This window comes from Streptomyces sp. V4I8 (assembly GCF_041261225.1).
Classification (GTDB): Bacteria; Actinomycetota; Actinomycetes; order Streptomycetales; family Streptomycetaceae; genus Streptomyces.
In genome coordinates, this window is record NZ_JBGCCN010000001.1 from 4,301,320 (window position 1) to 4,325,236 (window position 23,917).

Consider the following 23,917-nt stretch of genomic DNA (forward strand, 5'->3'; position numbering starts at 1 on the left):
CGGGGCGCCTCGCCCGGCGCAGCGGTCCCGTGCCGAGAGGAGAAACCTGATGGCGGCCGAGGCCCCGATACTCGACGAGTTCCGTCGGCTCAGAGCCCGCGTGCCCCAGCTGACCGGAGCGCTCGCGGCCGGCGTGGACGGTCTCGTCCTCGCCCACGACACTCCCGGCGTCGAGCCGGACGGCCTCGCCGCGCTCACCGCCGCCGCACTCGGCGTCGCGATGCGCGTGACGGACGCGACCGGACGGGGCGACTTCCGCGAGCTGCTCGTACGCGGGACGGACGGCTATGTGGCGACGTACGCGGCGGGACGCACCGCCGTACTGACGCTGCTGGCCACGGACGGCGTCAACGTCGGCCGGCTGCATCTGGAGGGCCGCCGCGCCGGTGCCCGCATCGGCGAGCTCGTCGACGCGACGGCGGCGCCGCCCAAGAGGAGCCCCGCCAAGAGCTCCGCCAAGGAGCCCGCCAAACCCATGCCCACCCGCACCAGAACCGCGCGTTCCGCACGCACCACCACTGCCGACGCGCGCACCACTACCGAGAGTTGAGAGGAACACACGTCATGGCCAACACCGAGACCACCCTGAAGGAATGCCTCGCCTCGATCGAGGGGGCGACCGGGGTCGCGCTCGTCGACTACACCAGCGGGATGGCCCTGGGCACGCTGGGCGGCAGCAAAACCTTCGACCTGAATGTCGCCGCCGCCGGCAACACCGACGTCGTCCGCGCCAAGATGCGCACGATGGAGCACCTCGGCCTCAAGGGCGGTATCGAGGACATCCTGATCACCCTCTCCGACCAGTACCACCTGATCCGGCTGATCACCGGGCGCGGTGGCAACGGCCTCTTCCTGTACCTGGTCCTCGACGCCAAGCGCGCCAACCTGGCCATGGCCAGGCACCAGTTGAAGAAGATCGAGGAGGACCTGGAGGTCTGACCCGCACCGCCCGGAAGGGCTGAGCTACACCAGCGCCGTGCGGCGGCGGGCCCCGCCCGGGGCCGCGTCGCCCGCGGCGGTGCCCGTACCGCGATACGCCTTGACCGCCTTGCCCGCGGGTCGGCCGCCCCGTGCGTCGAGCCAGTCGACCCGTACCCACAGCAGGGCGTTCTCGGCCCGCTCCCGCCGACCGAGCCAGGCCGCCTTGAGCCGCAGCCCCGCCCCGCACCCCGCCAGCAGCATCCCGCCCGCCGCGGGCACGGCGAACGCGCTGCCCAGCGCGGCGAGGAAGGCCAGCAGCAGCCACCAGCGGTGGCCCCGGCGCCAGTTGCGCACGGCCACCGCACGGTCCTGGAGCACATCGTGCCTGCCGGCCCGGGCGGCCGAGCGGATCAGGTCGGCGTACCGCTTGCGGCGGGCGTACGCGACCACGGCTGTCGCCACGATGAACAAGGCGGCGCCCGCCAGGACGCCGATCCTGCGGCCCGTGACACCCGGCGGCAGTACACCGATGCCCGCCGCGAACACCCCGAGCCACCACAACGGCGCCGACCCGGCCCGTACGACGACGGCCACCCGAGCCAGGCCATGCCCTCCTGCGCGTGCCACGTCCAGCCTCCCGTCTCACGTCTGTCCAGATGCTGTGCGCACGCTAGCCAGCCAACGTGAGACGAGTCTTAAGAAGTGGTTCGGCTCCTACCGAATCACTCGACGAACAGCCCCCGCGTGGCCGCACGCGCGTCGAACTCCTCCAGCCGCGCCTGCGCGTCCGGCAGGTCGTCGCACATCGCCTCCAGCAGGACCCGGCCCAGCAGCATCGGCGCGCAGGCGGTGTCGAACGCGAGGCCCGTGCCGACGGCGGCGGGCAGCAGCAGGTCGGAGACCTTGGCGACCGGCGCGAAGGCCGAGTCGGCCACCGTCACCACCGTCAGCCCGGCCTCCTTGGCGTAGGCCAGGGTGTCCACGACCTCGCGCGGGTGCCGGGGCAGCGCGAAGCAGAGCAGGGCCGTCGCGCCGACCCGGACGGCGGCGTCGATACGGTCGTGGATCATCGTGCCGCCCTCGTGGAGCAGCCGTACGTCCGGGTGGACCTTGGCGGCGAAGTACGCGAAGCCGTACGCCTGGGAGGCTGCCGCCCGCAGCCCCAGCACCGGCAGGGGGCGCGAGGCCGAGAGCACGCGCCCGGCCCTCTGCACCGGACGCGGGTCGGCCAGCACCTCCGCCAGGTGCCGCAGGTTCTCGATCTCGGCCTCGACGGCCTGCTGGTACTCGTTGTACGAGCCGGCGTCGACCGCCTGCTCCACGGGGGCGACCTCGCGCAGGTGCTTGCGCAGCGCCGGGTAGCCGTCGAAGCCGAGGGCGACGGCGAAGCGGGTCACGGAGGGCTGGCTGACCCCGGCCAGTTCGGCCAGCTCCACGCTGGACAGGAAGGGCACGTCGGCGGCCCGGCGCACCATGCTGTGCGCGATGCGGCGCTGGGTCGGGGTGAGCCGGTGCCCCTCGAAGAGCGCCTGGAGCCGCGCGGCGGGGCTGTCCGTCCCCTGTGCCGCCCCGCTCGTGTTCCTGTCCGCGCTCATGCCGCGCTCCCCCTCCAGATGTCCGTGAACCGGTCCAGCAGCGCTGCCGCCGCCGTCACATCATCGGTGAGCGGCCGGTCGGCCAGGTCGTCGTCGAGCACCGACTCGGCCAGCGCCAGCGCCCGGCCCACCGGAAGCTCCGGGTCGGGCCGGAGGTCGCGCAGGCGCAACGCCCGTACGGCGGCGACGAGTTCACAGCCGACGACCAGACGGTACGCGCCGCAGGCACGCAGTGTCTGCCGTGCGGCGAGCGAGGCAAAGCTGGCCTGCTCCTCCACGCCCCGGGAGAGTACAGCGTGGCCGAGCGAGGCGGGGGCGGAGAAGGCCCGCAGATCACCGAGGGCGGCCGCGGCGGCGTACTCCAGGATCATCACGCCGGACGAGGCGGGTTCGGGGTCGGCGAGGAAGGGCTTCAGACGGGTGTAGGCGGGCTCGTTCAGGGTGGACAGCCGGGAGGTCGACAGCCGGGCCACCTGGGTCAGGGCCAGCCGGAAGTGGTCCAGGGCGAGGGCGAGTTGGGCCTGGTAGAAGCCGCCGTGGTGGTAGGCGGCCATGTCCTCGGGGGAGATGAGGGGGTTCTCGGCGGCCGCGTTGATCTCCACCGCGAGCACCTCCTCCAGGGCGTCGGCGGCGTCGTGCGCGGGGCCGTGGATCTGGGGCAGACAGCGGAAGCCGTACGGGTCCTGGATCCGGCCCAGCGGCGGGGTGGGCCGGTCCTCGGCGCCGATCAACTCCCGCATACGGCGGGCGACCTCGGTGCTGCCCCGGTGCGGTCGCGCGGTGTGCACGGGGGCGGCGTACGCCTCGTGGGAGCCGTCGACGGCGAGCAGGGAGAGGGCGCCGACGACCTGGGTGGCGGCGACGAGGCCGCGCAGTTCGTGCAGGGCGAGGGCCGCCTGGCCGAGGGTGAGGGCGTTGCTGCTGATGAACGCGAGGGCGTCATTGTTGTCGAGCTGCTGCGCCTCGGGGGCGCCGGAGCCGCGCCAGGGATGCTCGCCGGCCAGCGCGAGGCCGGTCTGGGCCAGCGCCGCGAGGTCTCCGGTGCCGACCGAGCCGAACTCGTTCACGACCGGATGGGCGCCGCTCTCCAGCGCCTCGCACAGGGCGGTGATGACGGTGGGGCGCAGGCCCGCGCCACCCGCGAGCAGCTGGTTGGCCCGTACGGCGAGCATGGCCCGCACCTGCCGGGCGGGCAGCTCCTCGCCGATGGCGCCGGCGTGGCTGCGCAGCAGGCGCAGGCCGTGTTCGGCGGCGGCGTCGGTGGGCACGTCCTCGTTCCGGTTGGCGCCCACGCCGGTTGAGCGGCCGTAGACGCGGCCGGTCGCGGCGATGAGGCGGGCGGCGTCCCAGGACTCCTCGGCGCGCTTCAACGCGTCGGTCGCGGGGACCGGCCGCGCGGTTCCCTCGGCCAGGCGTACGACGTCCTCGACGCCGAGCCCGATTCCGTCGAGGACGACCAGGCCGGTGTGTCCACCGCTGTGCCCAGAGGACACCACACCCGACGCGTCCACGATCCGAGACGACATCAAGCCCATACTCCCCTCAACCAGGACATTCGATCTTGCCCTTCGGTCATCCGTTACTTCGGATTTACACCAACCCGTTGACAACCTATTCAGCTACCAAGAACTCTGCATGACGTTATACAGCCCGGGCAAGGGACATCTCATGATCCAGTTCGACGCGGTCCACAAGCGCTTCCCCAACGGCACGACAGCAGTCCACGATCTCTCCCTGGACATGCCGGAGGGCGGCGTGACCGTCCTGGTCGGATCCTCCGGTTGCGGCAAGACGACCACCCTGCGGATGATCAACCGGATGGTGGAGCCGACCTCCGGCACCATCCGGGTCGGCGGCCAGGACGTCACCCGGCAGGACGCCGCCGAGCTGCGCCGCTCCATCGGTTACGTCATCCAGCAGGCGGGCCTCTTCCCGCACCGCACGGTGCTCGACAACATCGCCACCGTGCCGCTCCTGCTCGGCTGGAGCCGCCGCAGGGCGCGCACCCGGGCGGCGGAGCTCCTTGAGACGGTCGGTCTCACGGCCGACGCCGGCAAGCGTTACCCGCACCAGCTCTCCGGCGGACAGCAGCAGCGCGTAGGCGTCGCCCGCGCGCTCGCCGCCGACCCGCCCGTGCTGCTGATGGACGAGCCGTTCGGCGCGGTCGACCCCGTCGTGCGCACCCAGCTCCAGGACGAACTGCTCAGACTCCAGAAGGAGTTGAGCAAGACCATCGTCTTCGTCACCCACGACGTCGACGAGGCCGTACGGCTGGGCGACCAGATCGCGATCTTCCGCACCGGCGGCCACCTGGTCCAGTGCGCCCCGCCCGCCGAGCTCCTCGCCCGCCCCGCCGACGACTTCGTGGCCGACTTCCTCGGCGCCGAGCGCGGCCTGAAGCTGCTGAGCCTGCGCACCCTCGCGGACGTCCCGCAGGGCCCGGCGCCGGAGGGCGGCGACTGGAGCCTCGTACTCGACGCGGCGAACAAGCCGCTGCACTGGGCGTCGCGGGACCCGAAGGACGGCGAACTCCCCGTACGCCCCCTCAAGGACGGCGACTCCCTCCTCGCGGCCCTCGACGAGTCCATCGCCTCCCCCACCGGCCTGATAGCGCGCGTCGACGCCGACGGCGTCCTCACCGGCGTCTCCTCCCGCGACGACATCCACGAGCACGCGGGCCAGGCGCACACGCGGGCCCGGGCGCACACGGAGTCCGAGGTGGCCGCATGACCATCGACTGGTCGTGGATAGGCGACCACACCGACGACCTGACCACCCTGACGCTCTCCCACCTCCAGGCCGCGCTCACCGCCGTCTTCCTCGGCGTGCTGATCTCGCTGCCCCTCGCGGTGATCGCCCACCGGATCCGCCCCCTGCGCGGCTTCCTGCTGGGCCTGTCGAACGTCCTGTTCACGATCCCGTCGATCGCGATCTTCGTCCTGCTGCTCCCGGTCTCCGGCCTCACCCGCACCACCACGGTCATCGGTCTGACGGTCTACACCCTGGTCGTCCTGCTGCGGAACACGGTCGAGGGCCTCGACTCGGTCCCGGTGAGGGTCAAGGAAGCGGCGAAGGCGATGGGCACGCGCCCCCTGCGCACGCTCCTGACGGTCGAGTTCCCGCTCGCGCTCCCCGTGATCATGGCGGGTGTCCGGATCGCGACGGTCATGTCCATCTCCCTGGTCTCGGTCGCGACCTACATCGGCGACGGCGGTCTCGGCCAGCTCTTCACCGACGGCTTCCAGCGCAACTTCCCCACCCCGGTGATCGTCGGAGTGGTCCTCACCCTCCTGCTCGCCGTGGTCGCGGACGCGGCGCTGGTCGCCCTCCAGTACGTCCTGACCCCCTGGCGGAGGCGGCGAGCCTGACATGTACGAACTCTTCAAGAACCTCGGCGCATGGCTGGTCGGCAGCGAGCAGTGGACCGGCCCGGACGGCATCGGCCACCGCCTGGCCGAACACCTCCAGTACTCCCTCCTCGCCACCCTCATCGCGGCGGCGATCGGCCTCCCCCTCGGCCTGCTGATCGGCCACACGGGCAAGGGCGCCTTCCTCGCGATCAACCTCGCGTCCTTCGGCCGCGCCCTGCCGACCGTCGGCCTGGTCGTGCTGGTCTTCCTGGCCGGCGGACTGTCCATGCTCCCCGTCTACGTCGCCCTCGTCGCCCTGGCGGTCCCGGCGATCGTCACCAACACCTACGCGGGGATGACGGCCGTCGACCCGGACGTGAAGGACGCGGCACGCGGGCAGGGGATGCGCGGCCACCAGGTCCTCCTCCAGGTGGAGCTCCCCCTCGCCCTCCCCCTGATCATGACCGGCCTGCGCCTGGCACTGATCCAGGTCGTGGCCACCGCCACCATCGCCGCGTACGTCTCCTTCGGCGGCCTGGGCCGCTATGTCTTCGACGGCCTGGCCCAGCGCGACCTCGTGCAGGTGCTCGGCGGCGCGGTGCTGGTCGCCGTGGTCGCCGTGGCCCTGGACCTGGCCCTCTCCGGCCTCCAGCGCTTCCTCTTCCGCCACCGCACTGCCTAGGGATTCTCTCGATGAACCGTCGCACTCTCCTCGGCGCGCTCGCAGGAGCGGCCGTCACCGTCCCCGCCCTGTCCGCCTGCTCCAGCGGCATCACCTCCCTCGAAGGCGAGGGGACCTCCGCCGGCGGCGGCGGCTCCAGCAAGGGCGGGATCACCATCGGCACCGCCAACTTCACCGAGAACCAGGTGCTCGGCCACCTCTACGCCGCCGTACTCGACGCGGCCGGCGTGAAGGTGAACGTCCGCCCCAACCTCGGCACCCGCGAGATCCTCATCCCCGCTCTCAAGGGCGGCGACATCGACCTGCTCCCCGAGTACCAGGGCGCCCTGCTCCACTACGTCGCCCCCAAGGCGACGGCCACCGAGGAGGGCGAGATGCAGAACGCCCTCACCATCGCCCTCCCCAGCGGCCTCCAGGTGCTGCCGTACGGCATGGCCGAGGACTCCGACGCCTTCGTCGTCACCCGGGAGACGGCCCGGAAGTACGGCCTGACCTCCCTCGCCGACCTGAAGAAGCAGAACGGCAAGCTGGTGATCGGCGCCGCGCCCGAGGTGAAGAAGCGGGAGGTCGGGGCGGTCGGCCTGAAGGACGTGTACGGCGTGGAGTTCAAGGAGTTCAAGTCCCTCGACTCCTCCGGACCGCTGGTCAAGGGCGCCCTGAAGAAGGGCGACGTGGACGTGGCCAACCTGTTCACCACCGACACCGACATCCAGGCCAACGACTGGGTGGTCCTGACCGACCCCAAGAACCTCATCCCCGGCCAGCACGTCGTCCCCCTCATCACCGACCGCAAGGCCGACTCCACGGTCCGCAAGGCCCTCGCCCGCCTCGGCAACACCCTGACCACCGCCCAGCTGACCGAGCTGAACCGGCAGGTCGACAAGGACAAGAAGGACCCGGAGGACGTGGCGAACGCCTACGCGAAGGAACACGGGCTGGTGAAGTGACGCCGCCCTGCCGTATACCCCAGCCGAACAGGGGGGCTAACCCCAGTGCGGCGGCCGCCCCGGCTCCTTACCGTAAAGCGCATGACCGGAATGGACGCGCGGGACACCGAGCTCAAGAAGGAACTCAACGCCACCCTGCAGGCCCGTAGGGAGCTGGGCGACGAGTACGAGTCCGCGCTGGTCGACTCGTTCATGGAGAAGGTCGACCAGCGCATCGACGGGGCGGTCGAGCGCCGGCTGCGGCGGCAGCTGGCCGAGCAGCAGATGGTGGCGGCCCGGGGCGCGCGGTCGCCGAAGCCGACGGACTCCTTCGGCGAGCGCTTCGGCTTCGGCATCGTCTCGCTGGTCCTGGCGATCCCGCTGTCCGCGATCGGCGCCGGCACAGCCCACCTCCCCGGCCTGCTGGTCAGCTGGATCGGCATCGTCGGCGTCAACGTCGTCCAGGCGGCCCGCACCAACCCCGGCCTCTTCCGGGGGTGGGGCCGCAAGACGGCCAAGGACGAGGACCGCTGGGAGGACTGAACCTCCTGTCCGGCCGCGGCGCTCACGCCTGCCGGGTCGGCAGGGCCATGATCTGCCGCAGGTTCACATGCCGGGGCCGGCTCGTCGCGTACGCGACCACGTCGGCGAGCTCCTCGGCCGACAGCGCGCCCACCGCCTGGAGCATGCCCTCGACCTGCTCCGACAGCTCGGCGTTGTCGTTGTGCGCCCGCAGCTCGCTCTCCACGAACCCCGGCTCGATGTTGGTGACCCGCACATCACGCGGCCCGAACTCGGTGCGCAGGCACTGGGAGAGATACGTGACCGCGGCCTTGGTGGCGCCGTACACCGCGTAGTTGGGGAAGGTCAGGTGCGCGGCGACCGACGAGATGTTCACCAGGTCGGCGCCGCGCCCGTCCGCGGCCGCCGCCACCAGGTCGCCGGTGAACGCCCGGATGACGCGCAGCACCCCGGTCACATTGGTGTCGAGCATCCGCTGCCACTCGTCGAGCCGCCCGGCGTCGACGGGGTTGCCCAGCATGACGCCGGCGTTGTTGACGACGAGGTCCACGGCCCCGTACGCCTCGTGGATCCGCTCCGCGGCGGCGCCCACGGACGCGTCGTCGGTGACGTCCGCGACGACGGCCAGCGCCACGCCGCCGTCCGCCGTGATCTTCGCGGCCAGCTCGTCCAGCCGCTGCCCGCGCCGGGCCAGCAACGCGACCCGCGCTCCCTGCGCGGCGAGCAGCACGGCGATGGCCTCGCCGATCCCGCTCGCCGCGCCGGTCACGACCGCGGTGCGGCCGGCCAGGTTCTCGTACGACATGGGTTCCTCCAGGTGAGGGAGCCGTCGGGGCGTCTCCCCGGCGGTCTGCGACACCCCTCGATCCTCGGTCGCAGGCCCCGCCCTACCCAGGGATGCGTTGTTCCTGTGTCTGGCAGTACCAGGCTCCCGGCCCGCCGCGCGGCTACGCTCGAACCCATGGACGGGGACCTGGGAGACTTCCTGCGCTCACGCCGCGGCCGTATCCGGCCCGAGGAGGTGGGGCTGCCCTCGTACGGGCGGCGCCGCGTTCCGGGACTGCGCCGGGAGGAGGTGGCGCAGCTGGCCGGGGTGAGCGTCGACTACTACATCCGCCTCGAACAGGGCCGGGGACAGCACGTCTCCGACGCCGTCCTCAACGCCGTCGCCCGGGTCCTGCGGCTGGACGAGACCGAGCACGCCTACCTGTGTACGGTGGCCCGCCCCCGCCGCGACCGGGCTGTGCGCAGGCCGGAAGCGCCCCGGGTCCGCCCCGGCGTCCAGGCACTGCTGGACGGCATGGACCGCACCCCGGCCTTCGTCATCGGCCCGCGCATGGACGTCCTGGCGTGGAACTCGCTCGCCGACGCGGTGAGCGGCTACAGCCGTACGGCCCCGGCCGGCCGCAACATCCCCCGGCACGTCTTCCTCGACCCCGCGTCCGAGGCCCTCTACCCGGAATGGCCGGCGATCGCCGCCCAGGCGGTGGCCCACCTCCGCCTGAAGGCCGGTGACCGCCCCGACGACCCCGAGCTGTGCGCCCTCGTCGGCGAACTCTCCGTCAGGAGCGAGGACTTCCGCCGGCTGTGGGCCGACCACCAGGTCAAGGCCTGCATGTCCGGCGTCAAACGCCTCCACCACCCGCTCGCGGGCCTGCTGACCCTCCCGTACCAGACCCTGACCGTCCAGACGGACCCGGACCAGACGATCGTGGTCTACACGCCGGAGCAGGGCTCGGAGACGGCGGAGCGGCTGGCGTTGCTGGGGAGTTGGGCCACCGCCGAGGTGTAGCCGGACGGCGGCCGAAAAAGACATGCGCGGGGACCGCCGCACCCCCGTTGCCGGGGGGCGGGACGACGGCGGTCCCCGCGAGGGACGTGGACCGGGTCAGGACCGGGTCTCACGTCCGGGCGTCCATGGAGGTCCGGGAGCCGCTCCGGAGGTCCTTGGACGTTCGGCGCCGGCTCGGGCGGGGAGCCGCTCCCGCCCTGCCGACACCCACTAATGTGCCGGACCCGTGTTAAGCGGGTGCTGCGTGAACGTGACGCGCTCGTACCAGTTCCGCGATGCTCCGAGCGGCCCCGGTCACCCCGAGTTCGCCGCGGACACGCCCCGTTCACCGCGGGTTCGCCGCTACTTCCCGCCCTTGGCGAGGAAGGCCAGCAGGTCCTGCCGGCTGACCACACCGGTCGGCTTGCCCTCGACGAGGACGATCGCCGCGTCGGCCGAGCCCAGCACCTGCATCAGGTCCCCGACCGGCTCGCCGGAGCCGACCTGCGGCAGCGGGGCCGACATGTGCTTCTCCAGCGGGTCGTCGAGCGAGGCCCGCTTGGTGAACAGGGCGTCGAGCAGCTCCCGTTCGACGACGGACCCGACGACCTCCGCCGCCATGACGTCCGGGTGGCCGGCGCCCGGCTTCACGATCGGCATCTGCGAGACGCCGTACTCGCGCAGCACCTCGATGGCCTGGCCGACCGTCTCGTCCGGGTGCATGTGGACGAGGGACGGGATGGCGCCGTGCTCCTTGTCGTTGAGGACGTCACCGACGCGCGCGTTCGGGCCCTCGTCCTCCAGGAAGCCGTAGTCGGCCATCCACTCGTCGTTGAAGATCTTGCTGAGGTAGCCACGCCCGCTGTCGGGGAGCAGTACGACCACGACGTCGTCCGGCCCGAGCCGCTCGGCGACCTCCAGCGCGGCCACGACGGCCATGCCGCAGGAGCCGCCGACCAGCAGCCCCTCCTCCTTGGCGAGCCGCCGGGTCATCTGGAAGGAGTCCTTGTCGGACACGGCGACGATCTCGTCCGCGACGGTCCGGTCGTAGGCGGTCGGCCAGAAGTCCTCACCGACGCCCTCGACGAGGTACGGCCGCCCGGAGCCGCCGGAGTACACGGAGCCCTCAGGGTCGGCGCCGACGACCCGCACCTTGCCGTCGCTGACGTCCTTGAGATAGCGGCCGGTACCGGAGATGGTCCCGCCGGTCCCCACGCCCGCCACGAAGTGGGTGATCTTCCCCGCCGTCTGCTCCCACAGCTCGGGGCCGGTGGAGTGGTAGTGGGAGAGCGGGTTGTTGGGGTTGGAGTACTGGTCCGGCTTCCACGCGCCGGGCGTCTCGCGCACGAGCCGGTCGGAGACGTTGTAGTACGAGTCCGGGTGCTCGGGGTCGACGGCGGTGGGGCAGACGACGACCTCGGCGCCGTAGGCCCGCAGCACGTTGATCTTGTCGGTGCTGACCTTGTCGGGGCACACGAAGATGCACTTGTAGCCCTTCTGCTGGGCCACGATGGCGAGTCCGACACCGGTGTTGCCGCTGGTCGGCTCGACAATGGTCCCGCCGGGCTTCAGCGCGCCGCTCTCCTCCGCGGCCTCGATCATGCGCAGGGCGATGCGGTCCTTCACTGAGCCGCCCGGGTTGAAGTACTCCACCTTGGCCAGGACGGTCGCCCGGATGCCCTTGGTCACGTTGTTGAGCCTCACCAGCGGGGTGTTGCCGACGAGGCTGATCATCGAGTCGTGGAAATGCACCGTTGTCTCCGGATGCTGCAAAAGAAGTGGTCTTAGTGGTTCCGCCAGCCTATGGCCTGCACGGGGCCCATGACGGTCGTTCACTCCTCGTTGGGATTGGGCCACGGTCCGTGCGGGGCAAGCAGTGGATGTACGGCTATGAGGAGGTGGCGGCGACGGATGACGAGCATGTCGAGGGCGAGGGTGGCCCGACGGATCGCGGCGGGCGCTGCGTACGGCGGCGGCGGGATCGGCCTGGCCGGCGCGGCGGCCGTCGGTCTGCTCCTCGCCGAGGTGCGGCTGGCCCGGCGCCACGTGGGCAACGGCAGCAACAACCACGTACCGAACGCCGACGGCCGGTACGGCCGGCTGTACGCCACCCCCGGTGAGCCGCCGTTGCGCCTGACGCTGCTGGGTGACTCGACGGCGGCGGGTCAGGGCGTCCACCGGGCGGGGCAGACGCCGGGGGCGCTGCTGGCGTCGGGGCTGGCGGCGGTGGCGGAACGGCAGGTGGAGTTCCGCAACGTGGCCCTGCCGGGCGCCCGCTCGGACGACCTGGACCGTCAGGTGGCCCTGGTCCTGGCGGATCCCGCCCTGGCACCCGACGTCTGCGTGATCATGATCGGCGCGAACGACGTCACGAACCGTATGCCGGCGACGCGCTCGGTCCGTCACCTGTCCTCGGCGGTACGACGGCTGCGCACGGCCGGTGCGGAGGTGGTGGTCGGCACCTGTCCCGACCTGGGCACGATCGAGCCGGTCCAGCAACCGCTGCGGTGGTTGGCCCGGCGGGCCTCACGCCAGCTGGCGGCCGCCCAGACGATCGGTGTCGTCGAACAGGGCGGCCGCACGGTGTCGCTGGGCGACCTGCTGGGACCCGAGTTCGCCGCGAACCCCCGCGAGCTTTTCGGCCCCGACAACTACCACCCCTCGGCGGAGGGCTACGCCACGGCGGCGATGGCGGTCCTCCCGACGGTCTGCGCGACCCTTGGCCTGTGGCCGGCGGAGGAGGAGCGTCCCGATGTCACCCGCCGCGAGGGCTTCCTCCCGGTGGCGCGGGCTGCGGCCGAGGCCGCGTCGGAGGCGGGCACGGAGGTCACGGCGGCGATGCCGACGGGCCCGAAGGGCCCCTGGGCCCTCCTGAAGCGCCGACGCCGCCGCCGCGTCCCGGAACCGGACCGCACCCCGGTGACCCCGTCCCCCTGACCACGGCGGATCTCGCCCGGGACTCAGACCCCGCTCCTCGAACGCCGGAGGGGTTGGATGTTCAGCCCGTCCGGCGTTTGAGGACGAGGCCCGTTCAGGGCCGAAAGCGGGGGTCTGGTGGCGCAGCCCCCAGGGACGGGACGGGCAGGGGCGGCGGGGGCGAGGAAAGCAAGCGCTTAGAAAATTGCGGCAAGGGTCACACCACCCTGCCCGTGACCTCACCTCTACGTACGGGTAACTTCCCTCACAGCCCTGCCCGACCCCCCGGTATGCCCACCCGTCGCCCGACCACCACCCCTCAACGAGGCGCTGCGCGCCGCACCTTTCAACTGGAGCCGTGATGCCCGAAGCCGTGATCGTCTCGACCGCCCGCTCCCCCATCGGCCGCGCCTTCAAGGGCTCCCTGAAAGACCTGCGCCCCGACGACCTCACCGCCACGATCATCCAGGCGGCCCTCGCCAAGGTCCCCGAGCTGGACCCGCGCGACATCGACGACCTGATGCTCGGCTGCGGCCTCCCCGGCGGCGAGCAGGGCAACAACCTCGGCCGCATCGTCGCCGTACAGATGGGAATGGACCACCTCCCGGGCTGCACCATCACCCGGTACTGCTCCTCCTCCCTCCAGACCTCCCGCATGGCCCTGCACGCCATCAAGGCCGGCGAGGGCGACGTCTTCATCTCGGCCGGCGTGGAGATGGTCTCCAGCTACGCCAAGGGCAACTCCGACAGCATCCCGGACACCCACAACCCCTTCTTCGCCGAGGCCGAGGCCCGCACCGCCGCCGTCGCCCAGCAGGAGGGCACGACCTGGCACGACCCGCGCGAGGACGGCCTCGTCCCCGACGCGTACATCGCCATGGGCCAGACCGCCGAGAACCTCGCCCGGTCGAAGGGCATCACCCGCGAGGACATGGACGAGTTCGGCGTCCGGTCGCAGAACCTCGCCGAGGAAGCCGTCAAGAACGGCTTCTGGGAGCGCGAGATCACCCCGGTGACGACCCCCGACGGCACGGTCGTCAGCAAGGACGACGGCCCGCGCGCCGGCGTCACCCTGGAGGCGGTCGGCGGCCTCAAGCCGGTCTTCCGCCCCGACGGCCTCGTCACCGCCGGCAACTGCTGCCCGCTCAACGACGGCGCGGCAGCCCTCGTGATCATGTCGGACACCAAGGCCCGCGAGCTCGGCCTGACCCCGCTCGCCCGCATCGTGTCGACCGGCGTCTCCGGCCTCTCCCCCGAGATCATGGGCCTCGGCCCGGTCGAGGCGAGCCAGCAGGCCCTGCGCCGGGCCGGCCTGACGATCGACGACATCGACCTGGTCGAGATCAACGAGGCGTTCGCCGCCCAGGTGATCCCCTCCTACCGCGAACTGGGCATCGACATCGACAAGCTGAACGTCAACGGCGGCGCCATCGCCGTCGGCCACCCCTTCGGCATGACCGGCGCCCGCATCACCACCACGCTCATCAACTCCCTCCAGCACCACGACAAGCAGTTCGGTCTGGAGACGATGTGCGTCGGCGGCGGCCAGGGCATGGCGATGGTCATCGAGCGCCTCAGCTGACGCCCTCGACAAAGCCCCCTGAGTAGTCAACTCACGACCCAGCGTGAGCCTTCGGCCCAGAACCCGGGAAACTCCAAGGTTCTGGGCCGTTTTGTGATCCAATCTCCCCCAGGATGTGACCTATCTCCCTCTGCGGAGGGATCTACGCAGCTCAGAGCCGTTGCACCACCAAACTCCAGGCCCAAAATCCTGTCCGTTTCGTGACGTTACGCACTGACAGCTGGATAGTCCGCCCTTCAAGCTGATGTAGGAAGTCGGGGGTCGACTTTGAACCGGGAGTACGTCAGTGAGCGCCATGCCGATCGCCTTGCTGCTCACCACGGCCGCCACCGGCGCCGTGGGCGTAGCCGTCCTGCGCACCCTCATGGTCTTGCGCCGACAGGTCGCGGCCCTGCACACCGAGCTGGCACAGAACAACGCCGCCGCGGCCCGCGGCCTGGTCCCCCCGGCCCGTCTCTCCGCCGAGGCCGATGAGATACGCGCCGCGGTGGCCGAGGCACTCGCCGAGGAACGCGAGCGGGAGCTGGCCGAGGCGCGCGCCTTCTGGGCCGCCCAGGAGGCCCGTGACGGCTCGGACGCGCCCACCCTGCTGGGCCTGTCGGACAGCGAGCTGTTCCTGCCCCGCCAGGCCGATTTCGCGGGCCTGGAGCATCTGGAGCCGGTGATCGAGCCGACCGCGGACGCCGACGAGTTCGCCGGGGAGTCCCCCGAACTGGCCGCGGCCCGCCGCCGGCACCCCTCCCACCCGGACTTCGTCCCGGTCGCCTCACCGGCCGTGAACGACCATGAGCGCACGGTGTCCACCCTTGAGGAACTGGCCGCCTCCGCCACCGAACTGACCGACGTCCGCCCCGGCCCGCTGGGCACCCTCGACGTCTACGTCTTCGCCGACGGCACCACGCTGTGCATGACCCCGGGCCACCGCGAGACAGCAGAGCGCCTGGCGACGGCCCTGCGCGCGGGCGAGACCCCGGTGTTGTTGGGCGGCTCAGGAGTGTCCGGCGCCTACACGCTGACCTTCGCGTGCGGCGAGGAGAACGTCTACATCCTGGCGGACAGGGTCATAGCAAGCCTGTAGGTCCAGGTCGGTGCTTCTGGGCGCCGGGCTCCTGCAACTCCCTGAAGGGGCGCGGGGACTGTGTCGATATGCGGCTCCGCCGCGTGGTCGCGACGAGCCCCCACAACCCCGCGGCCGCCAACGAACCTCACACCCCCGCCTTCTTCTGCGCCTCCTCGACCAACCGCACCGCCTCGGACACCTGCTCGTCGCTCTCGAGAACGACCGCCAAGTCATGCGCGGCAACGGTGATCTGGTCCGCCGCGGCGAACATCCCCGCATCAGGCATCACCCGAGGCTCAACCCCGGGCGCCTCCACAGCCTGGGCCCACGAGGCCAACCGCCTGGCCAGCGCCAGCGCCTCCGCGGCAGCGCTCCGCTGCAAGCGAGACTGCGGCGCCGCCCTCAACCGGTCGGCGAAGTGATCAACGGCTCGGGTCAGACGCGTCGTATCAACCACGCCGTGAGCGTACGCGACTGTTGCCAACGGGCGAACGCTCAGGCACGGTGACCTGAAGGACCGGCTTACATCCCCTTTGCGTCCGGAGGCGCCGATGTCCCACGTCCTCTCCGAGGAGACCCACCGCAACATGCTCGCCCGCATCCCCCACTGCACCGGTCGTGAAGTCTCCGACTGGCTCCGCACCGTAGAAGAAGGACCGGCCCTCGTTCGCTTCGAGGAGAAGGTCAGCTGGCTACGCCACGAATACGACCTCGCGTACGGCCACGCGAAGGCGATCGTCCACGAGTACGACCTGAGGAGGGCGGCGCGCAAGTTCCTCTAGACGCGCGCACAGACGACGAAGGGCCCCGGGGGCGAACCCGGGGCCCTTCGCTGAACGACTGCCGGCGGAACCACCGCTCAACCGTCGGAGACTGGTTGTCGTTGGAGACTAGTCGTTGTTGAGGATCGAGATGAGCCTCAGGAACTCCATGTAGATCCACACCAGCGTCATGGTGAGGCCGAAGGCCGCGAGCCAGGCCTCCTCGCGCGGCGCGCCGTAGGCGAGACCGTCCTCGACCTGCTTGAAGTCCAGGGCGAGGAAGCAGGCGCCGAGCAGGATGCCGACGATGCCGAAGACGATGCCGAGCGGGCCGCTGCGGAAGCCGAGGCCGTCACCGCCGCCGAAGACCGCGAACAGCAGGTTGACCGCCATCAGCAGGACGAAGCCGAGCGCGGCCGCCATCACGAAGCCGACGAAGCGTCGGTTGACGCGGATCCAGCCCGCCTTGTACGCCACCAGCACCGCGGTGAAGACCGCCATCGTGCCGAGCACCGCCTGCATGGCCGCACCGCTGGCGATGCGGTTGTCGACGACGCTGGAGACGACGCCGAGGAAGACACCCTCGAGCGCGGCGTACGACAGGATCAGCGCGGGCGAGGCCTTGCGCTTGAAGGACTGGACGAGCGCCAGCACCATGCCGACCAGACCGGCGGCGATGGCGATGCCGTAGGACCGACTGATGTTCGCGTCGTCGACCGGCAGCAGCGCCCAGGCGAGCGCGGCCGTGACGACCAGGGTGCCGAGCGTGGTGCCCGTGCGCAGGATGACGTCGTCCATCGTCATCCGGCCGGTGGTGGCCGGGGCCTGCGGCGGTGCGCCGTACTGAAGGTCCTGCTGGGCGTAAGGGTTCTGCGCGTACGGGTTGCCGGCCTGCGGCTGGGCATACGGGTTGCCCTGCGTGCCGACAGCGGCGCCCCCGGCCTGCGGCGCGGTGTTGAAGCCCGCGTAGCCGTTGTCGCGGCTGAACCCCCGTCGCGAGAAGACCGGGTTGCTGCTCCTCATTTCACTCCTCCATGGCCACCGTGCGTGGCCTTGGCTCAAGAGTAATAGGTAGGCAAAGGATTGACCCTAGTGCTTGGGGAGGATCTTTCCCTTGTCGTGCTGGCCAACACGCTACGCGGCCGGGTGATTCCCGGCCACGGAGGGGATCATTCATAACCAAGCTGCGACATGGCCGGAACCGACCGGAGATCACTCCCCTGGCCCGCACCCGGTCTCACGCGCTCGCACTCACCCGAACGGGAAGCCGGTGTACCCCTCGGCCAGGTCCGTCTCGGCGGCCCTCGACGACGTGAGCCGCTCCAGTCGCGACAGCTGGATCCGGTCCTCGAAGGGGCCGGCGTCGGGGGCGCGGTGCAGCATGGTCGTCATGTCGTACGAGAACCGCTCGGCCTGCCAGACCCGGCGCAGACAGGCCTCGGAGTAGCCGTCGAGGAGTTCGGCGGACCCGGTCTCCCTTTCGTGCGTCAGTGCCCGCGCGAAGGTGACGACGTCACCGACGGCCAGATTCAGCCCCTTGGCCCCCGTCGGCGGCACGATGTGCGCCGCGTCACCGGCCAGGAAGAGACGGCCGTGACGCATGGGTTCGTGGACGTAGGACCGCATGGGTGTGACCGACTTCTGGGTGATGGGGCCGCGCTCCAGCCTCCAGTCGTCGGCGGTCTCGAAGCGGCGCTCCAGTTCCGTCCAGATCTCGTCGTCGCCCCACTCCTCGGCGTCCGTGCCCTCGGGGACCTGGAGGTAGAGGCGGGAGACGGACGGGGAGCGCATGGACAGCAGGGCGAAGCCGCGGTCGTGGCGGGCGTAGACCAGCTCGTCGTGCGAGGGGGCCACGTCGGCGAGGATGCCGAGCCAGCCGAAGGGGTACGTCCGTTCGAAGACTTGGGTGAGCTCGACGGGGATCGCCTTGCGGGCCACGCCCCAGAAGCCGTCGCAGCCGACGACGTAGTCGCATTCGAGGACGTCCTCGACACCCTCGTGCCGGAAGCGCACACGCGGGCTGTCGGTGTCCGCGCCCTCCACGGCGAGGGCCTCCGCCTCGAAGAGCAGCGGGCCGCCCTCCTTGAGCTGGAGGGCGATGAGGTCCTTGCAGACCTCGGTCTGGGCGTAGACCATCACGGACCGGCCGTCGGTGAGGGCGGGGAAGTCGACGCGGTGGCGCTTCCTGTCGAAGCGGAGCTCGATGCCGTCGTGCCGTAGGCCCTCGCGGTCCATGCGCTCCGCCGCGCCGGCCGCGCGCAGCACGTCCACCGTGCCCTGCTCCAGGATCCCGGCGCGCTGGCGGTGCTCGACGTAGGCGCGGTCGCGGCTCTCCAGGACGACCGAGTCGATGCCGGCGTTGTGGAGCAGACGGGCGAGGAGGAGCCCGGCGGGGCCCGCTCCGATGATGCCGACGGTGGTGCGCATCGGTCACTTCCCTTCGTTCGCCTGGTGAAGTTTTATTCACCATTCCCTGATGGAGTCTCCGACCACACACGCCCGCTGTCAACGGTCGTGCGGTGAACTCTTGAAGGGAAGCTCGCCGGAGCGGGAAGGGAGGAAAAAGTCGGAGTGCCCAGAGCCGGACTTGAACCGGCACGCCCGCGAAGGGGCAGCGAGGTTTAAGCTCGCCGTGTCTGCATTCCACCATCTGGGCAAGCCATGGGCTCCGCATCGAGGTTCCGAGCCTATCGGGATACATCCCCCGAACAGCGGACGGGCGGACCGATGTTGTCTTATTTTATTGACGTCTGAGGGTGCATCAGCCCACGGAACGCGCCATCCGCACTTGCCAATAGCCTTACGTGCGGCCGTCGGCGGCGCATACGGAATGACGGAATTTCACCGTCCAAACGAGGACGCTCCACCTGTTCCTGACGCGACCACCCGTCAGGGGTCCTTGTCATCCTCAGGTATGACGCGGCGGTGTCCCGTCCATCCGCAGTCTGTCTTCGGAACCAGAACAGCGACTGACTACACGACGCTCTTCGGCCAGGACGATGGATGACGTCCCTTCGAACACACCGTCGTCCCTCAGGAGCGCCTTCTCGTGACCACCGCATCCATCGCCGGCCGGGCCACCACAGTGGCCGCGCGTGCCACGGATCTGTCGAAGATCTACGGACAGGGCGAGACCCAGGTGGTCGCCCTGGACCGGGTCTCCGTCGAATTCCGGCAGGCCGAGTTCACCGCGATCATGGGCCCCTCCGGCTCCGGCAAGTCCACGCTGATGCACTGCGTGGCGGGCCTGGACACCTTCTCCTCGGGTTCGGTGCGCATCGGCGACACCGAGCTGGGCTCCCTGAAGGACAAGCAGCTCACCAAGTTGCGCCGGGACAAGATCGGCTTCATCTTCCAGGCGTTCAACCTGCTGCCCACGCTGACCGCCCTGGAGAACATCACCCTCCCGATGGACATCGCGGGCCGCAAGGCGGACAAGCAGTGGGTGGATTCGGTCATCCGGATGGTGGGCCTGGCCGACCGGCTCAGTCACCGCCCCGCCCAGCTCTCCGGCGGCCAGCAGCAGCGCGTCGCCGTCGCCCGCGCGCTGGCCTCCAAGCCCGAGATCATCTTCGGCGACGAGCCGACCGGAAACCTCGACTCGCGCTCGGGCGCCGAGGTGCTCGGCTTCCTGCGCAACTCCGTACGGGAGTTGGGGCAGACGGTGGTGATGGTGACCCACGACCCGGTGGCCGCGGCCTACGCGGACCGGGTGGTCTTCCTCGCCGACGGTCGGATCGTCGACGAGATGTACAAGCCCACCGCGGACAACGTCCTCGACTTCATGAAGCAGTTCGACGCGAAGGGCCGCACCAGCTGATGTTCCGCACCGCCCTGCGCAACGTACTCGCGCACAAGGCCCGGCTCCTGATGACCGTGCTCGCCGTGATGCTCGGCGTCGCGTTCGTCTCCGGCACCCTGGTCTTCGCCGACACCCTCTCCAACGCCTTCCGCAACCAGTCGGCGAAGAGCTACGACAACGTCGCCGTCGCCATCACCTCGTACGCGAACCCGGACGACGCCAAGGAAGAGCCCGGTCTCTCCCGCAAGACCCTCGACAAGATCGCCGCGGTGGACGGCGTCGACGCCGCGTACGGCCGCGTCGACGGCTTCGCCGGGGTCGCCGACCCCGACGGGAAGCTGATCGGCGTCGGCTGGTCCAACAAGGGCGCCAACTTCGCCCCGGGCAAGGACGGCAAGGACCCCGCCTACACGTTCACCGACGGCTCCGGCCCGGTGAAGGACGATCAGATCGCCCTGGACAAGGAGTCCGCCGCCAAGGGCGAGTACCAGGTCGGCGACCGGGTCCGGGTCGCCACGAACGGGCCGGTGAAGGAGTACACCCTCAGCGGTGTGTTCACCACCGAGGACGGCGCCGTGAACGCCGGCGGCAGCCTCGTCCTCTTCGACACCGCGGTCGCCCAGAAGCAGTACCTCAAGCCCGGCTACTTCGCGAGCGCCACCGTCACCGCCGCCCCCGGCGCGTCCGACGCGAAGATCCTGGACGCGGTCAAGCCGCTGCTGCCGGACGCCGCCGAGGCCAAGACCGGCCAGGCGCTGGCGGACGAGCAGGCCGAGCAGATCGAAGAGGGTCTGGGCTCGCTCAAGCAGGTCCTGCTCGGCTTCGCGGGCATCGCGCTCTTCGTCGGGGTCTTCCTGATCTCCAACACCTTCACGATGCTGGTCGCCCAGCGTACGAAGGAGATCGCGCTGATGCGGGCCGTCGGCGCCTCGCGCAAGCAGATCACCCGCTCGGTGCTCGCCGAGGCCGCGGTGGTGGGCCTGGTCGCCTCGGTGATCGGCTTCGTCCTCGGCGTCGGTCTCGCGGTCGGTCTGCGGTCCGGGATGGCCGCGTTCGGCATGAAGATCCCGGACGGCCCGCTCATCCTGTCCGTCACGCCGGTGATCGCCGCGATCGCCGTCGGTGTGCTGATCACGATGTTCGCCGCCTGGCTGCCCGGCCGCCGGGCCGCGAAGATCCCGCCGGTGGCGGCCATGAGCAGCGTCCACGCGGTGGCGACCACCAAGTCGCTGGTGGTGCGCAACTCCATCGGCGCGGCCATCACCACCCTCGGCGCGGCCGGGATCGTGCTGGGTGCCTCGTCCGGCGGCGACGACGGGCGGATGTACATCGCGGCGGGCGCGTTCTTCGCGCTGGTCGGTGTGATCATCCTGATCCCGCTGCTGTCCCGGCCCGTGATCGCGCTCGTCCGCCCGCTGCTCGCCGGCCCCTTCGGCGTGGCCGGCAAGCTGGCCGGCCAGAACGCGGTCCGCAACCCCCGCCGTACCGGCGCCACCGCCTCGGCGCTGGCGATCGGACTGACGCTGGTGACCGGCCTGTCGGTGCTCGGTGTCACGGTCGGCACGGCCATCGACAAGATGACCACGGACAACATCAAGGCCGACTACATGGTCTCGATGGCGAACGGCGGGGACCTCGACGAGTCCGCGCTGACGGCGCTGGAGAAGGCCAAGGGCGTCTCGGCGGTCTCGCCGCAGCAGAGCGCCTACTTCCGCCTCGGGGACGATGACTTCGTGTCCGCTTCGGCGGTCACGCCGGGCGACATCGAGCGGGTCCTGAACGTCGACGTCGTCAGCGGCAGCATCGATTCGCTCGCCAAGGGCCAGATCGCGGTCGCCGAGAAGACGGCCAAGAGCAAGGGCTGGAAGCCCGGCGACAGCCTCCCCGTCACCTTCAACGACGAGAAGAAGGGCACGCTGACGGTCGGCGCCGTCTTCAAGGACAGCGAGTTCCTCTCCCCCGTCCTCGTCGACACCAAGGTGGTGAACCCGCACGAGGTGCAGCCGTCCATCCAGCAGATCTTCGTGAAGGTCGACGGCGGCGAGTCCGCGGCGAACGAGAAGGTCCTCGTCGACGCGCTGGGCGACAACCCCGCGATCACGGTCATGGACCAGCAGGACATCCGCAACGAGTTCGGCGGCGTCATCAACACCCTGCTGAACATCATGTACGGCCTGCTGGCGATGGCCCTGATCATCGCCGTGCTGGGTGTCGTCAACACCCTCGCGATGTCGGTCTTCGAACGGCAGCAGGAGATCGGCATGCTGCGCGCGATCGGTCTCGACCGGCGCCGGGTGAAGCGGATGGTCCGGCTGGAGGCCGTGGTCATCTCGGTGTTCGGCGCGGTCGTCGGCGTCGGTCTCGGCTCGTTCCTCGGCTGGGCGATCGGCGAGACCTTCGCGGACCAGATCCCGGGCTACGCGCTGGTCCTGCCCTGGGACCGGATCGGGATCTTCCTGGTGCTGGCCGGTCTGGTGGGCGTCCTGGCCGCGCTGTGGCCGGCCCGCAACGCCGCGCGGCTGAACATGCTGAACGCGATCAAGGCGGAATAGCCGTAGGGGGTGTGCGAGAGTCCCGTGCGGTGCCCGCGGTGTCCGGTGCTGTGCGGGACTCTCAAACACCCCTGGCACAGGGGCCCCGTTCCCGGGAGGGAGCGGGGCCCCTGTGGTTTCAGCTCCAGGTGCGGGAGCGCAGCGGCATCCCCGAGTCACCGGAGTCGGACGTCCTGACCGCCAGCACCTGGTTGACGCCGATGCGGTTGCGTTCGAAGGCGAGCGCGCAGGCGGCCATGTACAGCTGCCAGACGCGGGCGCGCCCCGGGCCGGTGAGCCGGACCGCCCGCGCCCAGTCGGCCTCCAGCCGGTCGACCCAGCGGCGCAGGGTCAGGGCGTAGTGCTCCCGGATCGACTCGACGTCGCGCACCTCGAACCCCGCGCGTTCGAGTTGGGTGACGGTGACGCCGATGGGCTGCAGCTCACCGTCGGGGAAGACGTAGGAGTCGATGAACTCGTCGACCTGGTACGAGGATTCGTCGCGCTGCGGCCGCCGCCCGATCTGGTGGTTGAGCAGCCGGCCGCCGGGCTTCAGCAGCCGGTGCAGCACATCGGCGTACTCCAGGTACCGTTCGGCGCCGACGTGTTCGGCCATGCCGATGGAGGAGATCGCGTCGTACGGCCCGTCGTCGACGTCCCGGTAGTCCCGGACGCGGATCTCCACCTTGTCGGTGAGCCCCTCGTCGGCGACGCGCTTGCGGGCGTAGGCCGCCTGCTCCTGGGAGAGGGTGACGCCGACGACGCTCACGCCGTACTCGCGGGCCGCGTGCATGGCCATGGAGCCCCAGCCGCAGCCGACGTCGAGCAGCCGCAGGCCGGGCCTGAGAGCGAGCTTGCGGCAGACGAGGTCGAGCTTGTCGCGCTGGGCGTCTTCGAGGGTGCCGGCCGGGGGCGGGGCCGCCCAGTAGGCGCAGGAGTACACCATGGACGGCCCGAGGACGATCTCGTAGAAGTCGTTGCCGACGTCGTAGTGATGGCTGATGGCGCGTCTGTCGGTGCGCTTGGTGTGCAGATGACCGCGGACCCGGCGCACCTCCTCGGGGGGCGGCGCGGGCGGCAGCGGAAGCCCGCCCAGCCGGACGAGCCCGCGGACGGCGGCGCGCACTTCGGGATCCCGGAGCGCCTGAGCCAGGCTTCGGGCGTCCTCCCCCCGCTCCCACACGAGCCCGGCGAGCAGATCGAGGGCGGTGTAGAGATCGCCTTCGATGTCGAGGTCCCCGGCCACCCAGGCCCGGGCCAGGCCCAGTTCACCGGGCTTGAACAGCAGTCGCCGTACGGCACGGCGGTTGCGTGCGACGAGGGTGGGCGCGCCCGGCGGCCCCGCCTGCGAACCGTCCCAGGCGCGGATGCGCACCGGGAGCGGAACTCCCAGCAACTGTTCCAGAAGGCTCTTCAGCCGCACCGCGGCGTCCGGCATGGCGCACACCTCCGTGACGAGGAATCCCGGAATGTCCAACAACGTAAACACCAGAACGCC

At 70.7% G+C, this 23,917-nt stretch carries 23 protein-coding genes and 1 tRNA gene; 14 read left to right on the forward strand and 10 right to left on the reverse strand.

What is annotated here, in order from left to right; translation table 11 throughout:
• The first annotated feature begins 49 nt into the window (after positions 1-49).
• Positions 50-550: a roadblock/LC7 domain-containing protein gene (locus ABIE67_RS19460; protein WP_370268741.1), complete on the forward strand. Its 501-nt coding sequence runs from the start codon at positions 50-52 to the stop codon at positions 548-550.
• Between the two features lie 14 nt (positions 551-564).
• Positions 565-939, forward strand: a complete 375-nt coding sequence (locus tag ABIE67_RS19465) for a hypothetical protein (protein ID WP_370259098.1) — start codon at positions 565-567, stop codon at positions 937-939.
• Positions 940-963: 24 nt separating this feature from the next.
• Here the strand turns inward: ABIE67_RS19465 and ABIE67_RS19470 are convergent, their stop codons facing one another.
• The 3 genes from ABIE67_RS19470 to ABIE67_RS19480 all read right to left on the reverse strand — a co-directional run bounded on the left by ABIE67_RS19470 (position 964) and on the right by ABIE67_RS19480 (position 4,042).
• Positions 964-1,548 carry a hypothetical protein gene (locus ABIE67_RS19470; RefSeq protein ID WP_370259099.1) on the reverse strand — a complete coding sequence of 195 codons (585 nt, stop codon included), beginning with the start codon at positions 1,546-1,548 and terminating at the stop codon, positions 964-966.
• Between the two features lie 95 nt (positions 1,549-1,643).
• Positions 1,644-2,516: a MurR/RpiR family transcriptional regulator gene (locus tag ABIE67_RS19475; protein ID WP_370259100.1), complete on the reverse strand. Its 873-nt coding sequence runs from the start codon at positions 2,514-2,516 to the stop codon at positions 1,644-1,646.
• Complete coding sequence (locus ABIE67_RS19480; protein WP_370259101.1) at positions 2,513-4,042, reverse strand: aromatic amino acid ammonia-lyase; 1,530 nt, start codon at positions 4,040-4,042, stop codon at positions 2,513-2,515. Before ABIE67_RS19480 ends, ABIE67_RS19475 begins: the two co-directional genes overlap by 4 nt.
• 142 nt (positions 4,043-4,184) lie before the next feature.
• Here ABIE67_RS19480 and ABIE67_RS19485 point away from each other — a divergent pair, with 142 nt between their 5' ends.
• The 5 genes from ABIE67_RS19485 (at position 4,185) to ABIE67_RS19505 (ending at position 8,017) form a co-directional block, all read left to right on the forward strand.
• The gene (locus ABIE67_RS19485) at positions 4,185-5,246 is read left to right on the forward strand and encodes an ABC transporter ATP-binding protein (RefSeq protein ID WP_370268744.1); all 1,062 of its coding nucleotides are present in this window, start codon (positions 4,185-4,187) and stop codon (positions 5,244-5,246) included.
• Positions 5,243-5,884 (forward strand): ABC transporter permease, encoded by a 642-nt coding sequence (locus ABIE67_RS19490; RefSeq protein ID WP_370259102.1) that lies wholly within the window; start codon positions 5,243-5,245, stop codon positions 5,882-5,884. Before ABIE67_RS19485 ends, ABIE67_RS19490 begins: the two co-directional genes overlap by 4 nt.
• A gap of 1 nt (position 5,885) precedes the next feature.
• Positions 5,886-6,548, forward strand: a complete 663-nt coding sequence (locus tag ABIE67_RS19495; protein ID WP_370259103.1) for an ABC transporter permease — start codon at positions 5,886-5,888, stop codon at positions 6,546-6,548.
• A gap of 11 nt (positions 6,549-6,559) precedes the next feature.
• Positions 6,560-7,495 (forward strand): ABC transporter substrate-binding protein, encoded by a 936-nt coding sequence (locus ABIE67_RS19500; protein ID WP_370259104.1) that lies wholly within the window; start codon positions 6,560-6,562, stop codon positions 7,493-7,495.
• Between the two features lie 81 nt (positions 7,496-7,576).
• Complete coding sequence (locus ABIE67_RS19505) at positions 7,577-8,017, forward strand: hypothetical protein (RefSeq protein ID WP_370259105.1); 441 nt, start codon at positions 7,577-7,579, stop codon at positions 8,015-8,017.
• A gap of 22 nt (positions 8,018-8,039) precedes the next feature.
• Here ABIE67_RS19505 and ABIE67_RS19510 read toward each other — a convergent pair whose 3' ends face one another.
• The gene (locus tag ABIE67_RS19510; RefSeq protein WP_370268746.1) at positions 8,040-8,801 is read right to left on the reverse strand and encodes an SDR family oxidoreductase; all 762 of its coding nucleotides are present in this window, start codon (positions 8,799-8,801) and stop codon (positions 8,040-8,042) included.
• A gap of 156 nt (positions 8,802-8,957) precedes the next feature.
• Here ABIE67_RS19510 and ABIE67_RS19515 point away from each other — a divergent pair, with 156 nt between their 5' ends.
• Positions 8,958-9,788, forward strand: a complete 831-nt coding sequence (locus tag ABIE67_RS19515) for a helix-turn-helix transcriptional regulator (protein WP_370259106.1) — start codon at positions 8,958-8,960, stop codon at positions 9,786-9,788.
• 342 nt (positions 9,789-10,130) lie between these two features.
• On the opposite strand, the gene ABIE67_RS19520 is transcribed toward ABIE67_RS19515, so the two are convergent.
• On the reverse strand, positions 10,131-11,519 hold the full coding sequence (locus tag ABIE67_RS19520; protein WP_370259107.1) for a cystathionine beta-synthase: 1,389 nt from the start codon (positions 11,517-11,519) through the stop codon (positions 10,131-10,133).
• Between the two features lie 159 nt (positions 11,520-11,678).
• Between ABIE67_RS19520 and ABIE67_RS19525 the strand changes: the two genes are divergently transcribed.
• The 3 genes from ABIE67_RS19525 to ABIE67_RS19535 all read left to right on the forward strand — a co-directional run bounded on the left by ABIE67_RS19525 (position 11,679) and on the right by ABIE67_RS19535 (position 15,343).
• Positions 11,679-12,704 carry an SGNH/GDSL hydrolase family protein gene (locus ABIE67_RS19525; RefSeq protein WP_370259108.1) on the forward strand — a complete coding sequence of 342 codons (1,026 nt, stop codon included), beginning with the start codon at positions 11,679-11,681 and terminating at the stop codon, positions 12,702-12,704.
• Between the two features lie 340 nt (positions 12,705-13,044).
• The gene (locus ABIE67_RS19530; protein WP_370259109.1) at positions 13,045-14,265 is read left to right on the forward strand and encodes an acetyl-CoA C-acetyltransferase; all 1,221 of its coding nucleotides are present in this window, start codon (positions 13,045-13,047) and stop codon (positions 14,263-14,265) included.
• A gap of 295 nt (positions 14,266-14,560) precedes the next feature.
• Complete coding sequence (locus tag ABIE67_RS19535) at positions 14,561-15,343, forward strand: hypothetical protein (protein WP_370268748.1); 783 nt, start codon at positions 14,561-14,563, stop codon at positions 15,341-15,343.
• A 127-nt stretch (positions 15,344-15,470) separates the two neighbouring features.
• On the opposite strand, the gene ABIE67_RS19540 is transcribed toward ABIE67_RS19535, so the two are convergent.
• Positions 15,471-15,782: a hypothetical protein gene (locus ABIE67_RS19540; RefSeq protein ID WP_370259111.1), complete on the reverse strand. Its 312-nt coding sequence runs from the start codon at positions 15,780-15,782 to the stop codon at positions 15,471-15,473.
• 94 nt (positions 15,783-15,876) lie between these two features.
• On the opposite strand from ABIE67_RS19540, the gene ABIE67_RS19545 reads away from it, so the two are divergent.
• Positions 15,877-16,107, forward strand: a complete 231-nt coding sequence (locus ABIE67_RS19545) for a DUF4287 domain-containing protein (protein WP_030049879.1) — start codon at positions 15,877-15,879, stop codon at positions 16,105-16,107.
• Positions 16,108-16,215: 108 nt separating this feature from the next.
• Here ABIE67_RS19545 and ABIE67_RS19550 read toward each other — a convergent pair whose 3' ends face one another.
• The 3 genes from ABIE67_RS19550 to ABIE67_RS19560 all read right to left on the reverse strand — a co-directional run bounded on the left by ABIE67_RS19550 (position 16,216) and on the right by ABIE67_RS19560 (position 18,742).
• Entirely contained in the window at positions 16,216-17,109 is an 894-nt protein-coding gene (locus ABIE67_RS19550; protein ID WP_370259113.1) for a Bax inhibitor-1/YccA family protein, read from the reverse strand.
• A gap of 228 nt (positions 17,110-17,337) precedes the next feature.
• Positions 17,338-18,513, reverse strand: coding sequence for a 4-hydroxybenzoate 3-monooxygenase (locus ABIE67_RS19555; protein WP_370259114.1), 1,176 nt, complete (start codon positions 18,511-18,513; stop codon positions 17,338-17,340).
• Between the two features lie 145 nt (positions 18,514-18,658).
• Positions 18,659-18,742 (reverse strand) — tRNA-Leu (locus tag ABIE67_RS19560).
• Between the two features lie 393 nt (positions 18,743-19,135).
• On the opposite strand from ABIE67_RS19560, the gene ABIE67_RS19565 reads away from it, so the two are divergent.
• Positions 19,136-19,906: an ABC transporter ATP-binding protein gene (locus ABIE67_RS19565; protein WP_370259115.1), complete on the forward strand. Its 771-nt coding sequence runs from the start codon at positions 19,136-19,138 to the stop codon at positions 19,904-19,906.
• Positions 19,906-22,440, forward strand: a complete 2,535-nt coding sequence (locus ABIE67_RS19570) for an ABC transporter permease (RefSeq protein ID WP_370259116.1) — start codon at positions 19,906-19,908, stop codon at positions 22,438-22,440. Before ABIE67_RS19565 ends, ABIE67_RS19570 begins: the two co-directional genes overlap by 1 nt.
• Positions 22,441-22,558: 118 nt before the next feature.
• Here the strand turns inward: ABIE67_RS19570 and ABIE67_RS19575 are convergent, their stop codons facing one another.
• A complete protein-coding gene (locus ABIE67_RS19575) occupies positions 22,559-23,857 on the reverse strand; it encodes a class I SAM-dependent methyltransferase (RefSeq protein WP_370259117.1) in 1,299 nt (432 codons plus the stop codon).
• Positions 23,858-23,917: the final 60 nt, after the last annotated feature.